At 56.8% G+C, this 14,869-nt stretch carries 12 protein-coding genes; 1 reads left to right on the top strand and 11 read right to left on the bottom strand.

What is annotated here, in order from left to right; translation table 11 throughout:
• Positions 1 to 4: 4 nt before the first annotated feature.
• The 6 genes from ACQYWX_RS05985 to ACQYWX_RS05960 all read right to left on the bottom strand — a co-directional run bounded on the left by ACQYWX_RS05985 (position 5) and on the right by ACQYWX_RS05960 (position 5,639).
• Positions 5 to 790 carry a vWA domain-containing protein gene (locus tag ACQYWX_RS05985; protein WP_431688216.1) on the bottom strand — a complete coding sequence of 262 codons (786 nt, stop codon included), beginning with the start codon at positions 788 to 790 and terminating at the stop codon, positions 5 to 7.
• 11 nt (positions 791 to 801) lie between these two features.
• Positions 802 to 2,520 (bottom strand): ABC transporter substrate-binding protein, encoded by a 1,719-nt coding sequence (locus ACQYWX_RS05980; protein WP_431688215.1) that lies wholly within the window; start codon positions 2,518 to 2,520, stop codon positions 802 to 804.
• A 17-nt stretch (positions 2,521 to 2,537) separates the two neighbouring features.
• Positions 2,538 to 3,422 carry an ABC transporter ATP-binding protein gene (locus tag ACQYWX_RS05975; RefSeq protein WP_216735132.1) on the bottom strand — a complete coding sequence of 295 codons (885 nt, stop codon included), beginning with the start codon at positions 3,420 to 3,422 and terminating at the stop codon, positions 2,538 to 2,540.
• A 106-nt stretch (positions 3,423 to 3,528) separates the two neighbouring features.
• A complete protein-coding gene (locus ACQYWX_RS05970) occupies positions 3,529 to 4,350 on the bottom strand; it encodes an ABC transporter permease (protein ID WP_011399150.1) in 822 nt (273 codons plus the stop codon).
• 50 nt (positions 4,351 to 4,400) lie between these two features.
• Positions 4,401 to 4,973: a hypothetical protein gene (locus ACQYWX_RS05965; protein ID WP_279507249.1), complete on the bottom strand. Its 573-nt coding sequence runs from the start codon at positions 4,971 to 4,973 to the stop codon at positions 4,401 to 4,403.
• Positions 4,974 to 5,111: 138 nt separating this feature from the next.
• Positions 5,112 to 5,639: a dihydrofolate reductase family protein gene (locus ACQYWX_RS05960; protein WP_431688214.1), complete on the bottom strand. Its 528-nt coding sequence runs from the start codon at positions 5,637 to 5,639 to the stop codon at positions 5,112 to 5,114.
• Between the two features lie 211 nt (positions 5,640 to 5,850).
• On the opposite strand from ACQYWX_RS05960, the gene ACQYWX_RS05955 reads away from it, so the two are divergent.
• Positions 5,851 to 6,651 carry a substrate-binding periplasmic protein gene (locus ACQYWX_RS05955; RefSeq protein ID WP_431688213.1) on the top strand — a complete coding sequence of 267 codons (801 nt, stop codon included), beginning with the start codon at positions 5,851 to 5,853 and terminating at the stop codon, positions 6,649 to 6,651.
• 12 nt (positions 6,652 to 6,663) lie between these two features.
• On the opposite strand, the gene ACQYWX_RS05950 is transcribed toward ACQYWX_RS05955, so the two are convergent.
• The 5 genes from ACQYWX_RS05950 to ACQYWX_RS05930 all read right to left on the bottom strand — a co-directional run bounded on the left by ACQYWX_RS05950 (position 6,664) and on the right by ACQYWX_RS05930 (position 14,866).
• Entirely contained in the window at positions 6,664 to 7,329 is a 666-nt protein-coding gene (locus tag ACQYWX_RS05950) for an SIMPL domain-containing protein (RefSeq protein WP_431688212.1), read from the bottom strand.
• A gap of 15 nt (positions 7,330 to 7,344) precedes the next feature.
• The gene (locus ACQYWX_RS05945; protein ID WP_431688211.1) at positions 7,345 to 9,666 is read right to left on the bottom strand and encodes a glycoside hydrolase; all 2,322 of its coding nucleotides are present in this window, start codon (positions 9,664 to 9,666) and stop codon (positions 7,345 to 7,347) included.
• Between the two features lie 305 nt (positions 9,667 to 9,971).
• A complete protein-coding gene (locus ACQYWX_RS05940; protein ID WP_431688210.1) occupies positions 9,972 to 11,405 on the bottom strand; it encodes a DUF1302 family protein in 1,434 nt (477 codons plus the stop codon).
• An 18-nt stretch (positions 11,406 to 11,423) separates the two neighbouring features.
• Positions 11,424 to 12,236 (bottom strand): outer membrane lipoprotein-sorting protein, encoded by an 813-nt coding sequence (locus ACQYWX_RS05935; protein ID WP_431688209.1) that lies wholly within the window; start codon positions 12,234 to 12,236, stop codon positions 11,424 to 11,426.
• Entirely contained in the window at positions 12,233 to 14,866 is a 2,634-nt protein-coding gene (locus ACQYWX_RS05930) for an efflux RND transporter permease subunit (RefSeq protein ID WP_431688208.1), read from the bottom strand. Before ACQYWX_RS05930 ends, ACQYWX_RS05935 begins: the two co-directional genes overlap by 4 nt.
• Positions 14,867 to 14,869 lie beyond the last annotated feature (3 nt).

Genomic DNA, 14,869 nt, shown 5'->3' with positions numbered 1-14,869 from the left:
CGTTCTATTGTTGAAATTCCAGGAGCGTGAAGTCCGGCGCTTCGGCCAATACTTCATTCAGCCCCGCCATCAGACTGTCCGGGTCGCTCGCAGAGCGGTAAAAGGTCAACCCTGGCTGATGTAGGGAGTGATCGTCGCCAATACAGAAACCAATGGTATGAATGTTGATCGGCGTATTCTGCAGAATGGACTGCACCGCCCCATCGGTTTCATAACCACGGCTGGCCAATCCGTCCGTGATGATCACCAGGTGATATTCGCCATAGCCCAGTTGCTTGCCCGCCTGTGTAGTCAACGCGGCTTGGCCGTCCTCCAGGCCCGCGGACAGCGGCGTACCGCCGCCGGCGACCAACTGGTCGATCATCTGTTTTACGACCGGACGATTCTGTGTGGCGAGATGGGTGCGTTCGCCAACGCCCTGGCCGTCAAAGGCGTAAACCCCCACATTGGCGTCAGCCGGCAGCTGCTCGACGAACTTTTTCACCGCGGTTTTAGCCACATCCAGCTTGCGCTTGCCGTCGCCGCAATCGGTATTGTCCATACTGCCGGAGCCGTCGAACACAATGTAGTAGTTCTTCGCCAGCAGGTTGTCGCTCAATTCGCTTTGCTCCCGCGTCGCCGGCCAAAGGTTATCCGCCGGGCGCATGGCGTAAAGCGCGGTAGGTTTCGCCGCCTGCGCAGGCTTCGTCTCCGCGGTCGCCGCAGGGGCGGAGGACGAGGCCGGCGAGGAGGAGCTATCGCACCCCGCCAGCGCCGCCAGGGCGATACAGACTGAAAATTTCTTCAACATCGCATGTCCCCTTACAACGGCATGAATACGTCGGATTCAGCTTCAACCTGAATAATGCGGAATTCCACCCGCATGTTCGAACGCCATTCCTGCTGGTTTTTCGGCGCACAGGGCTCCGCGCCGCAAATACCGGTTTTCGGGTTGGCGATGCCGTTGCCCACCACCGCGAACTGAGATGGGTCCAGACTGATGTTCTTGCCCGCCGCATATTGAATGATGTTGTCGCGCACTTCCTGCGCACGGGCCAGGCTCAGGTTCCGGGCGGACTGTTTGATGCGTCCCAGCACAACCGCCTGCTCGCCTTTCTTCTTGGCGCGCAGGTATTCCATCGGGTCGGAGTTGCCTTCCACGGTGATAATGGCGCCGCCGTAAGTGCTGGCCAGCTCGACCACTTTGTCGAAAGAGTCCTGATACAGGTCGATAGAGAAAGACTTCTGATTAGGCTGGAAGAACACTTCGAAAGAGAACAGCTCACCTTCAGCCAGACTCTGTTGCTGCTGACGCTGATTCACCAGCTGCGCCACCTTCTCTTCGTCGAAGCGGGGCTTGGCTGCTTCCGCTTTAACATTGACCGCCGCGCCCAGGAATCCATAGTCGAACGCCGCTTTCGCCAGCATCGCCGGCTTGCTCAGAATGCCGGCCTGTTGCAGACCGGTTTGTACTTCGCTGCTCAGGGCGTCGAAGCGACGGGGATAGTTGCTGTCGGTAAAGAATTGCTTGTTGCCTTGCAGACCGACGAAGGTCGCGTCCGCGAACAGGCCTTCCACGTCAGCGGTGGCTTCTTCGCTGTCCAGCAGCAGTTTGCCCGCCGCCGCCAGCATAGTCCGGTAAGGTTTAACGTCCTTGGTTTTATTCTGGAACAGCTTGCCCAACGCCTCTTCGCCCTCGAGGAGCCCGGCGACAAAGGCTTCCACTTCGCTGCGATGGGCGTCGAAATAGTCCTTTCTTACCGCGTAGACGTCGGCGATAACTTTGTCCGCAGTACGGGTGGACAACAGAATGCGCGCGCCTTTTACCGAATCTTCAGAGCCAGAGCCAACATTGCCGCCGGAGGTCAGCGCCAATGCGTCAGGGATGATGACGAACGCTGCGTCCACGTCCTGCTCGTAAAATGCCGCCATGGGCGCATTATTGGTGCCAGTAAGATCCGGCAACCAGCGAACCGTGACGTCTTTGAAGCTCAAGCCTGCGTCTTTCAGAATCCGGGCGGCGTAATCCACATGCGGGCCGTATGCCTGAATTGCGATAGTTTTGCCTTTCAGGTCCTTGGCGTTACGGATATTGGACTTCACCACCAATGCATCGCCGCCGGAAGACCAGGTCAGTTGATAAATGACCACTGGCTGCGTACGCGGGTCTTTATTCAGCAGTTCCGCCGCCGCGCTGATCATGCCTACCGTGCCGCGCAAAAACGGCGTTTCGCCGGCCACATAGCTTTTGACCTGATTGACGAAGGCGTCTTCCCGGTACAGTTTCAGTTGCAGGCCTTTCTTGTCGAAGATAGAGCCTTTCGCGGTTTGCGTCTGATTGCCATTGGCCAGCAGCGTGGCGATATCGCCACCCCAGGTAATGACCGGCGCACTGAGGCTGCGGGTGTTCACTTCGCCGACATTGAGCTTGACTACTTCACTGATCGGCTTGTAGTCAACATAGGCGGGCTTGGCGTGGGAAAGCACGCTGAAGGCGGTGGCCAGCAGCGCCAGTACCGAAATAAGAGAGCGTTTAACCATAATGGATTCCTTATAACTTACCGTCGATATTCCGCATCCAGCAAGGTTTGGAATGAGTCCGGATGTTTGAGGTTGAAATCTTTGACGTGTTGCAGATATTCAGGGTCAAACCCTTCCTGCTTCACTTGTTCTATTAATTCTTTGAAGGCGTCCGTGTGCATGACCTCTCGGCTGGTGGCCACCTTCGGCAGCGGGTGATCCGCGACAATTTTGCCGCCCCGGCCGGCGAAGTGACGATCGCCCCGGTCATCGGAGTAATACTGGGACAACACCAGCAGTCGCGTCCCCAGCAAACAGGCCTCATGCATGTCGTGAGTCACGAAGAACACCGTCAGTTGTTCCTTTTCCCACAGTTCCAACAGATGCACCTGCAGGTCCGCGCGGGTGTCCGGGTCCAGAGCGCCGAAGGGTTCGTCCATCAGCAGAATGGGGGGTTTCATGATCAGCGCCTGGGCGATAGCCACCCGCTGCTGCATGCCGCCGGACAGTTCATGAGGATACTTGCGCGCAGCATCCGTCAGTCGCACCTGGGCCAGCATCGCCATGGCCTCTTCTTCGTGGGCCTTGTTGCGGTACCAGGGGTTCCACCATTGCCCCTGCGTCAACGTCTTGCCCAGCATGACGTTTTCCAGCACGGTGCGATTGGGAAACAGGGAGTAACGTTGATACACAATGCCGCGACTGAGGTCCGGCAACAGCGCCGGCTCCCCGGCGATCTCCACTTTGCCGGCAGTCGGCTGCTCCTGTCCGAGGATGAGTCGCAACAGTGTGGACTTGCCACATCCGCTGGGGCCGACCACGGTACAGAACTCGCCTTTGCGCACCGACAAATCAATATTGTCGAGCACCTGTTTGTCACCGTACTGCTTGTATACGTCTTCTATGTGAAGCAATGGCTGCATCGTTTCCAATCCTAAGATTCAAGCGTCGCCGGTCTGCGCCGGTCCGTTCCGCTATGTCCGCATTCAATCAGGGTAGTCCGCAAACGCGGGTCCCGCTCGATTCCCGCTATTGTTCGTACCACTTGTAACGCCACTTCAATATCAAACGCAGCGCCCAGTCCATCAAAAAGCCCAGTAAAGTGATCCAAATAACATAGGGAATGATCACATCCATGCTCAGATAGCGCCGCACCAGAAAGATGCGGTATCCCAGCCCTTCCGTCGCCGCAATGGCTTCAGAGGCGATGAGAAACAGCCATGCGGAGCCGATGCTCAGACGTAACGCTGTGATCAGGCGCGGCATCATTTGTGGCAGCAGTATTTTGTAAACCACCGCCAGATCGGAAGCGCCCAGAGTTTTGGCTTTCACCACCTGTTCGCGAGGAAAGCTGCGCACGGACAGCGCCATGTCCCGGGTCATAATGGGAAAAACCCCGATAAAAATAAGCGCGACCTTACCCAGCTCGCCAATGCCCAGGGAAATGAACAATATCGGCAGCAGCGCCAATGGAGGAATCATCGCAATAAAGGTAAGAATGGGGTTACCCAGGGAATAGAGGCCATTGAACGCCCCCATGTTGAGGCCAATGATCAACGCCACCAGGGTGGAGAGCGCCAGCCCTATCGCCAGACGTTGCAGACTGGCCAGCGTATCGGCCCAGAACACGTAATCGCCACTGCGCCGGTCCGGCTCAAAAGCGAGTCGGTGAATAGCGTCCCCCATCTGTTGCAGGCTGGGCAGCAGTTTGTCGCTGGGGTTATCAGCCAGGCGGATATCGGAAGCAATGAGATAGGTCGCGATCAATATCACAAATGGCGCCAGCGCCAGAACCACGTTCAACAGTCGCGGCGGCTGGGCGAACAGGCCCAGCATGGCGGGTCTTTTCATCTAAATCCCTTATTAATAATTATTGAATGGTGGCTGTCGGCGTCCGCCGTTTACAAGTTCCGCTGCGACTCCCGGCTGTCGGGATAACGCTTTTTCTCGATGGCGTAGTACGCCTTCAGCAGGTCGGCCTCCAGGCCAATCGCCTCGCGGGCTTCTTTCAAGGTGTAACTTGAATATTGTTCGAAATCCACTGTGTCCAGAGGCGTACAGTCAGAGACGTAGCCCAGTCGCACGGCGTCTTTGTATACCTGCAGGTCTTCGTCATTCATCTGATAAACCTTGGGGTACAGATACTTGGCGAAGAAACTGTATAAACGTTCTTCCGTCGTCGTCACCCGGTTGGTGCTGCCCATGGTGAAGCCAAGCACAAAGGCTTCATCTTTTGGCGCCACGCCCCGCCCCAGCAGTACGTGGATATAATCATGCGCTTTCAGGCCGGTGGCGCCGTTGAACAGATTGACGCCGGGGATGTCAAATTTGGGGTTCTCCACCAACTGAATAATCAGCGGGATGTCTTCCTGTTTCAGAGCAATGCTCTGAATGCTGGCGAATGCTTCCGCCACAGTCATTTGGTCATCGTCCAGCTTGATGTGCCATTTTGCCACACGTTCGGGTAATGCCATGGTTGTCTCCATGAGTTTGAGCGAGCTAGCGAATGTTTATACGTCAGTTACACAGTATAGGCCGGGCGTCTGGAGAAGAGACGACGAACAGGTATAAAGCGCCGTTTCTCATGACTTTCCGTCATTTAATTATAAATTTCAATCGCATATGCGCTTATAACGCATCTGCACCAGCCCGCTGGAGAAGGTTTCCGCCAACTGAAAGTCCAGGCGCGCGCAGGCGTCTACGGGGGGAAACAGCGGAATACCCTCGCCCAGTAAAACGGGCACATAGGAAATAATGTACTCGTCCACCAGGTCTTCTTCCTGGAAGGAAGCCAGCAGCTCGCCGCCGCCCACCAGCCAGATTCGTTTATAATCCAGCGCCCGAAAATGCGCCACTAAGGTGGAGGGATCGCCGGCGCAACGCTCCACTCCCGGGGCGAGCTTTAAATCCTCCTGCCGGGAGAACACCCATACCGGTTTCCCCTGATAGGGCCAGGCGCCCAGCTCCAGCACTTTGAGATAGGTCTTGCTCCCCATGACCAACGCATCGACGCCGTTGTAAAACGTCTCGTAGCCATAGTCTTCATTTTCATCCGCCACAGACGCCAGCCAGTCCACCTTTCCTTGTAGATCGGCGATGTAGCCGTCAAGACTGGCGGCCACGTAATACACTATTTCCATACACGAAAGACCTTAACAGTTTTCAATGGTTATCGGTTGTCGCCAAATAAAACCGCGCTGATTACACGCTCTCCGGGAATACAGCTAGAATTAAATGCAAGACAACGTCACATGCTTAAGTCCGGAAATAATAAGCTCCCAAGAGCGCTCTGTTTTTCTGGGCAAGTAATGCCTGTTTTTTAGCGCATGACGAAGGGGCGATGATAGAACAATGAACTTTATTAATCATCCGTGGCGCCGCGCCGTATTGCTGGCCGTCATCGCGCTATGGTTTCTTGCGCCCCCGACCGTTCATGCCCAGGACGCCCAGACTAGCGCACCGGAAAGCAGGCTGATCAGGTTCAATATGAGCGATGGCGGCGGCTTTCCGCCGTTCACCTACTACGACGAACATAACCAGCCGCAAGGCATCATGTATGAAGTGCTGGCTACCGTGGCGAACCGGCGCAATTACCAACTCAAATTAATGGCCCTGCCCCGCAAGCGACTCGACAGCATGCTCGCAACCGGCGATGTGGATGTGGTGACCCTGGCGCGGGAATGGACGGATGCGCCAACGCAGTTTCTATGGTCGAAACCGGTGATTCCCCATCGCGACGTGATTTTTTCCCTGCGCGATCGCAATCTGCAATTTAAGAAAGTCGATGAATTGGTAGGCATGACCCTGGTGGTGCGTTTCGGCTACCACTATCCGTTGCTGGACCCTTACTTTGAGGATGGCCTGATCAAGCGTCAGGAAGATTACAGTGAAAGCATCATGCTGTCGCATCTGCTAAAAACGCCGGATCGGGTAGACGGCGCGGTGATAAATGAGCTGGTTGGCCTGTGGTTGATCAAAGAGAAGCGTCTGGGCAATCAGTTCGTCCTCTCCGACCAGGATGTCAGCACCGTGTGGTTTCGCTTCGCCGTGACCCCAGAGCGCAAACAATTATTGGCTGATATCGACGCTGTGCTGCAGGATCTGAAAGATTCCGGCGACCTGCAGGCAATTATCGCCCGCTATCAACCTTGACGACGCTGCGGACTACGCCGCGAACTCCGACACCCGATACTCCGCTTTGATGACGACCTCCAGATAATCCGAGTGATTCATCGCCAGCTCAAAGCCCTCGCTGTCATCGCCTCCGCCGGGTCCTCGCGCTTTCATCAGACTGCGGCTGCGGGTCAGCCCCGCCATCGCCTGACGGTTAGGCTCGTCCCATTTCGGATAGAGACTGTGTACGGCGATCAGGCGCACGCCCAGGGCGTCCGCCAGCTCCAACGCCTGTTTCTTGTTTTCCCTGGCGGCGGACTTCATGATCTCCAGCTTCTTAGTCTCCAGATAGGAATACTCCCACTGGATATCTTCCAGAGAGATGTTTTTCGTGGTCGCCGCCAGGGCAAGAGTTTGCGGTACATCGGCAATCGCCAGCGATTGCAGCTTGAGCGTGAACGTCACCGAGGAAGCGCCGGCGAACATGCCGGATTTAGAGGTCACGCGAATATTCTCAAGGGATAGCTTGCTTTCATCCACCCCCAGCCGCTTCAAGCCATCGATAAGGCTTTTGACATCCTTCAACTTCTTCAGCGCTTCGGTGGTGAACACCGAAGACTCCCCCGATACCTTGAGCGCCAGCGTCGCCGCGTCGGGAGACACTTTCACCTTCTCCACGGTTTCCATGGTGATTCTATCGGGATATTTTTCGCTCATGCTCAAGCTCTCCTGTTATTGCAGCATGTCCCGCAATGGAATCAGGCTGCGCTCGCCCTCGGACGATACAATCGCCACAGATTGGGCCGGTATGGCTGACTGACCCGCTTTACGCTCCTGAGAGGAAAAGTTCGCGGTAATCGTCGTGCCGTCCGCGAAGCGGGTGGATTGCAGCAGACGATCCTGCGACAGGAACTCAAACCCCGTCATGCGCGTACTGTAAAGTTTTTCATGCCAGGGACGGAACACTTTATCGTAGGCGGCGATGACAGGCAGGTCGCGCTTCTGATTCGCCGCGTTCAGATGGTACATCGGCGGAATCATGTACAACAACTGCAGCAGCCCCACGTCCACGCGGGTTTCTTTGAACTTCAGCGAGGGGTATTCCCAGTGCAGGGTCGCCACAACGCTATCGTGCAGCGCCAGCTGATACAGCGGCAAGCGATAGGCGGGGTTGTAGTAAATATTGCGCAGCGCCGGCTTGATCGGTTTGGTGGCGAAGAACAGCGAGGGCGCCTCCGGCGGCCAGTAGTTGCCGCGATAATAGGTGGATTGGCGGTTCTTGCCAGTGTCAGGGTCCGTCCAGCTGAACGGCGTGATGGTCATGCCATGAGCAAATTCAATGGCGTTCGCAAACAACGCGGAGCCGCCTTCGCTCCCCGTGACCAGCGCCAGTTCTTCCCGTGGGAAATTCAATCGTTGCGTACGCGCCGCCACATCCTGCGCTTCACTGGTTTTGCGCCCTTCCGTGTAGTCCTCGTAAATCATGCCAGTGGCGTCCACGTCCAGGAACAGACTGTTGAGCTTCGCCTCACGCGTCACCGCCGTCATGCGCTGCTCCGCATAGTCTTCAATCGCCACCGGGTTGGCGTAGGCGCCCACACTGGAGAAACCGGAGACGACACTGCCGTCTTCCCGTCGATATGGAGCCTTTTCCCAGTTTTCACGGCCAACCTGGGCGGTCAGCCAGGTGCGCGGCTCATCCGGCGCGTGAATGCTGCCGTAGCTGTCATAGACTCCCACCAGATAGCCCGCCGCCTTCGCAGCTTTCACCGATTGCGGATGCCATAAGGTATCCAGCCAGTCGTTGGCGCCCAGCCAGGCGCTGGTCAGCCCGGCCTTGCGCAGCGCGGCGATGGTGTCCGTGGAGAAACCGCCGCCCCAGGACTCCGGCTCGGTCATCATGGAGCCGAACGCCTGCTGCATGGCCGTGCGCATCGCGTCTCCCCGCAGTACTTCCATCGCGGGATCATGTCCGCCCGGTAAGGGATGCTGCGCCGGCGCATCGATGGCTTTGATCAACGCTCCATTCACCGCCCTGACGATAGCCTCGCGTGAGTATTTGGAGACAAATCCCGCATCACCCTGCGCCTCCTTGAAGGCCTGGGTAAACATCTTGCGCGCCTCTTTATCGCACTGCGCCCAAAGTTTTTGCGCGAGATGATCCGGCGTCTGATACTTGGCGGCGAATTCACGCACGAAGGGACGCCAGCTCTTAATATCCTCCGGCTTGATCAGACCGCTGCTCCACAAGTAAATATGCGGCGCGCCAGCCAGCTTGGCTACATTGGGGTTTTGCGCGAGTTTATCGTCCAGCGTCAGCAACCCCTGACGCTCCAACAGCTCGCGATAAGCCAAGGCGCCGGCGACAGGCGTAGCCGCGCCCTTCTGTAAACGCACCAGATAAGGCCGATCCGGCATCAGCGGCGAGAATTCATGACTCACGCCCAGACGCAATGCGCCCTCATCCCGATTGAAAGTCATGGCGGTATTGAAGGGGTTTTCCAATGTCCAGGTCAGAGAGTAGCCGGCTTGTCCGTCGCCGCCAGCGCGCACTTCCGTCCAAAACGGCATGGACAGCAGTTCCGTCACCGCGGACTCGTCGTACTTTTCCTGTAACCAATCCGCCCACGCCGCATCATCGGCCGGGATATAAAAACCCTCGCCCAATGGCAGGCCGTAAGCGGACACCTGGCGCGCCGCCGACGTCGGCCAGTCAATATGCGTCTTGGGCTTATCGGCGCTGATGGCGAAAGTCAGAGCGCCATGATCAACAGCGACTTTCACGTCAAACGCGTTTTCCTGCAGGGCAATACGCCAATGGCGCTGGTCTCCCTCCACAAACACCACATTTTTGACGTCTTCGACAGCAAACGCCGCCGCTGAGGCGGGAGATTGAGTCTGATTCATCTGTACAGTCACCGCCAACGTGGCGGGATCGATCAGATACAGGTCGTCGCCAACGGCGACTTGCAACGGTTGAGCATTCCCGGACGCCGCCCAGGTTGGTTGCAACGCCATGGATAACAGCGCCGCCAATACGGAGATTCGTTTCATAATTACGTATAACTTGAATAGAAGTTGGATCGAGGTATCGCTTTAACTCATTCAGGTTCCCGAATGAAAGCAACAGGAGCATTTGGGCGCGGACTTATGGATAAGTGATTGGTCTTATAGGTAAGTCATTGATAATAGAAGCCGCCATGCTCCGGGAACTTAAACGTGTAAGCCCAATGCACTATAAAATAAAAGTTTCCCGGTTTCTGCATGGCGAAGGCGCCCTCTTTCCGTCGAATGACTTGAAAGCCTTGGCGGCGTAGGACTGACAAAGTTATGAAATTTTATTCATGAGAGTGGGACGGCTAAAACCCATATCTCAACGCCACGTAGAGATTGCTGTTGTCCTTGAGCTGGCCAAAAAAGGTTTCCACTTTCTCTCCGTAAAAAACATTAGCGCCGGTCTCCACGCGCCAGTGATCGTCCACCTTGTAGTTAGCCTTTAAACGCAAGTAGCCGTCGTCTTCGCTGGGGCTCCAGAAATTGAACAGTGACAGCGTCAGATTCTGGTTCATCAAAAGCTGGGTCAAACGCAGCGTCACCACCTCCCGGCGCTTGTCCTTCAAGTATGCGCCAGAGGGCTGCGAGGCCTTGAAGACGTCATAATCCTGCATGGACTCAACATAGAACTGCACCGCGCCAGTCAGCTCCGGCAGCAGCTCGCGTTCATAGCCGACCAAAGCGCGCCACTCACTGTTGCGCACCCAGGGGTCGTCACCGCGCTCATCCTCCAGGCTGTCATAGTAGCCCAGCTCCGCATTGGCTACGCCGCCGGCGACAGGACCACGCACGCTCGCGCCCCACACCTGCAGCTCAGGAAACCTATACAGGCCGCTGTCAGGATTAACGCCCGCCGGGCTTTTCCAGAAGCCGCGATAATAATAGGCGGCCAGTTCATAAGGCCCTAATAGACGATACGCCCGCAACGCCAGTTCATCATCCTGCAACGCGTTTTGACGCCCTTCCACCCGCACGGGCTGATTACGCCCCACTATCTCACCGGCGCCAGCGCTGTAGTAGGAAATCCGCTCGCCATCAATGTAACGGTCCGCGTCGAATTGCGGCGTGTACACCCAGTCCAGATTCACTACATCACTGAAGAGGGATATCTTGGCTGCATCCGAAGGCGCTTTCAGGTACTCCTCGTCACGGCCAATCATCAGCGCGTTCCAGTCCTTGGGAAAGAGGTCGTTGATGAACAACAGATCGCCGGTTCCCCAGGTGAGAATCTGACGCCCCAGCTTGATATCCATCGCATCCGCCGGACGCACCAAGAAGTTGGCTTCGCGCAAGTCCAGCCAGCCTTCTCCGCGCTCAAGATCGATACGATGATGATCCAATACCGGGTCGTACAGGACATCCGCCACGCCCTTAAACGTGACCGACTCCAGAAACGCTTCCGCCTGCCATTGGGCGCGCGCTTCGCCAATGGACGCCCGTTTTTGCGTCGGATCATCCTGCAACCGGGCGCCGAGTCGGGTTTCCGCAAAGCCGGACATTTGCCACGGAACCGCAGTCAGCTCTGCCTCTGTCCCTTGGTCCCTGCCATTCGACTCGGGCTCCGCCAGATCCAGGCCGACAGGCAGGTCCGGCTCATGGGCGGACGGCTTAGCAGGCTCTTCCAACCCTGTTGGCAGTTGTGGTTCCTCCGCTCCCAGCCCCATAGGCAACGCTGGCTCTTCAGCCCAGGCGCGAGCGCTTATAAGCAGGATCGCGACGATTCGAAGCGGTGTTTTCATCAGTGCTCCCGCCCTCTCTCAGCGTAGATACTGACGCGGCGCGCTACGCAAATAACGTTCGCTGAAAATATCTTCTGGAATATCCACGTCGTAATCGACTTTGCTGTAGCGCATCTGAGTGTAGCCGCCGATGCGCGAGTCGCTCATTTTGGATTCCGTCACTGTCTGATAGCCGTCCACCATTTCCACCCGCGTCGCCTGATAGGTGCGATAAGCCCGATCCGATGCATCGTAAAACTCGGTTTTGACTGGAATAAAGGTGGTCTTGTGAATCCAGTTTTTGTAGTAGGCGAACTCCACATTGCCGGTGTTTTTTGGCGTGCTTTTCAGCACGTAGTAGTTGTCCGTCTCTTCAAGCAACACATGATTGTCTTCATCCGGGGTGCGCCCGGACACATCTTCATAGAAAAAATGTGAGCCCATGAAGCTGGTGCGTTCATCACTGGCGGAAATGCGTTTCACCAGATCCAGAGCCGGCAGATAGAGCCAACGGTCGTCATCTCCCTTCACATGCTTCCATACCAGGAAGGCGCTTTTGCTCACGTCCGCCGGGCTGTGAAAGTACACATAAAACTTCTGATCGCCGTCGCCTGCGTCGTCAATGTCTTTCCGCAGAATGGTGAATTCCCGCGAGCGCTCCCGATTCTGCGCGTCGAAGATGCGCATATCCACCCTCGCCTTGCCATCCACGCCTTGATAATAAGCTGCGTGGCTGGCCTTGCGTACGATGTCATCCACCTGCGCCTGATCCGCAGCGCCCGCCGGCGTCACCGAAATTCCCGTCATGACGAATACCCAGGTCGTCGCCCATCGTTTGAATGAAAGACTCATGCCTCAGCCTCCCTTGTTGGTTGCAGATTTTTAAACAGAAAGCGATCAAACGCCGTCAGCAGCGCAGGCAGGATCAGCAAGGTCGCCACGCCGGCGAACAGCAAAATGGAAGAGATAAACACCCCGACAGTCTGGTAGGGAATCAACGGCGCCGCCAGCAATGGCAGGAACCCCACGCCGATGACAATCACATTGCGGGTAATCGCCCGCGCCGGCTCGCCAAACACCGCGTCCACCGTCTCACGCCAGGAGCCGGTCTGCCGATACAGAAAGCGGCTGCGAGCCAGAAAGTGGATGGCGTAGTCCACCGCCAGTCCCAAACTCAACGCTGACAGCACCGCCACCGGCATATCGTAATCTTTGCCAATCCAGCCGATGACGCCGTAGATCGCGCCAATTGTGACCGTCAGCGGCAGCATGCTGAGCAGCCCCCACCACAGGGAACGGAATAAAAACGCCATCATCGCCAGCACAATCAGGAAGCTGCCGAGAAACGCCTCCAACATCCCGCTCACCATTTTTTCCTGCCACACCACATTGATATAGGTCAGCCCAAACCATTCATGCTTAAGAGCCGTCGGCGCCGGATGCTGCGCGAAAAAGCGGTCCACCGCGGCGACCACCGCCGCCATGTCCTTGTTGTCCCCGCTTTTCAGCTGTATCCACAAATTGGTGTTGCGATAGTCCGGCGTTACGAAGCGCCACAAGTCCTGAGGACGATGACTGCTCTGGTAGGTAATCAGCGTCTGCCCCACCGCCGGAGCGCTGGCGGGGATGCGAAACGCTTCCGCTTCTCCCTGCATCAGTTCTCTGTGCACGGTTTTGACAATGTCCGGCAGCGCATTGCTCTTACCCACCAAACCGGTTTCCTGCAGGTACTTTTGCAGGGTTTCGATATAAGCCAGGGTTTCAGGCTGTTTAAAGGTTTCAGCGCTTTGTCTCACTGCGTCCAGCCCCTGCCCCAACGCATCCCAGGCGTCCCAAAGCGCATCTGTGTCCGTCTGCTCTCTGGCTTCCGCCACAGCGTCCTGCACCTCACGCAACCATTCATCTCGGGTTTGCGCAGTCGCTGCGGCGATAAGGGCGCGAGCGGGCTCTTGAATGGCCGCATCCGTCTCGTTCAATAACGCGGCGACCCGGTTGCGGGCATCCTCCAATGTAGCCGGCGCCGCTGGCTGCAGCGCCAGATAGGCCATATAGGTTCCCGCAAAACGCGCATTCAGCGCTTGATCCGCAACCCGAATCGGATGGCTTTCCGCAAACCATTTCACCGGGTTGTCATTAATCTGGATTTTGCTAATGCCATAGCCTGCGCCAACCGCCACCAACAAGGTCGCCACCAGCACCAGTTTGGCGCGGCGATAGGTGAAACGTCCCAGCGTATGAAGAAACCGCGCCAGCGCCGTATGCTCCTCTCCGTCTTTGTCCGTGTTCATACCAAATCCCTGCAGGGAGTTTTCCGGCATCAACATGATGTAGGCGGGGACCAGCGTCACCGTCAACAACCAGGCCAGCCCCACGCCAATGGAAACGAATACGCCAAACACCTGCACAGGAGGAATCGGGGTGAACGCCAATGAGGCGAAGCCCGCACAGGTGGTGATCGAGGTGTACAGCATCGGCGCCGACAACTCTTCCATCACCTCGCGAATCGTTTTGTTGCGGTCGCGTATCCGGGGATAGCGATCAAAGAAGTCCGACAGGATATGCACCGCGTCCAGCACTGCGATAGGCATGACAAAAATGGGAATCATCGAACTCATGATATGCACGGTGTTGCCGGTGACCACCAGCAACCCCATGGTCAGGATCACGGAAATCATGGCCACCGCCAGCGGCGCCAGCACCAAACGCAGGTGGCGGAAAAACCACCACATCAGCAGGAAAATCAGCAGCATCGCCAGCGGCGCGGAAATCGCCATCTGCTTGAACATCTCCACGCCAAACTGATCCTGCGCCACCGGCAGCCCGGTAATGTGGTACTCATCATTTGAGTCGAACTCAGCGACCTTGGCGCGCAGCTTCTCCGCGATCTGGTAACTGATGTCCTTTGACGTAATAGGAACGTAAAGCGCCAGCGCTTTCTGGTCCGATGACACCAGAGTGTCGCGCAGCATGGGAATACGCATGGCTTTTTCCGCGACCTGCAAAGCCGCGGCGTCGTTAACGGGAGGCGACGGCATCAGCCATTCAAAACGCACCGTTCCCAATCCGGCCTGCTCAATATTATCCACTGTGGACGGAGCCATCAGATCCACACCCACCACGCCCTGCTCACGGCCGTTCTCCTCCCAGCGCAAGCCTTGCGCGAAAGCGGCCAGGTCGTACACGTTCTTCAGTGAGCGCGCATTGAATACGCCCTGAGGATGATCGCGGTTGATCACCCCCACCACGACAACATCGTACAGGCTGAATTCCTGTTTTAGATGGTTGTGAGTCACCCTGACAGGTTCATCCTCCCGCAGCATGTTTTCCGGGTCGGTATCAATGTGTAGAGGGTTCAGGAAGGAAAACGTCGCGGGGCTCAGTGTCGGAGCCGCCGCTAGAAGAATCAGCAGCAGGCAAAGAGCCCCGCTCAGGCGGAACCAAAACTTGGGGTGTCGGGAGGCATGTTCTGATAAAGTCAGCATAGC

The sequence above is a fragment of the Hahella sp. NBU794 genome (assembly GCF_050749805.1).
Taxonomy (GTDB): Bacteria; Pseudomonadota; Gammaproteobacteria; order Pseudomonadales; family Oleiphilaceae; genus Hahella.
This window is presented reverse-complemented; position numbering and strand designations above follow the sequence as displayed.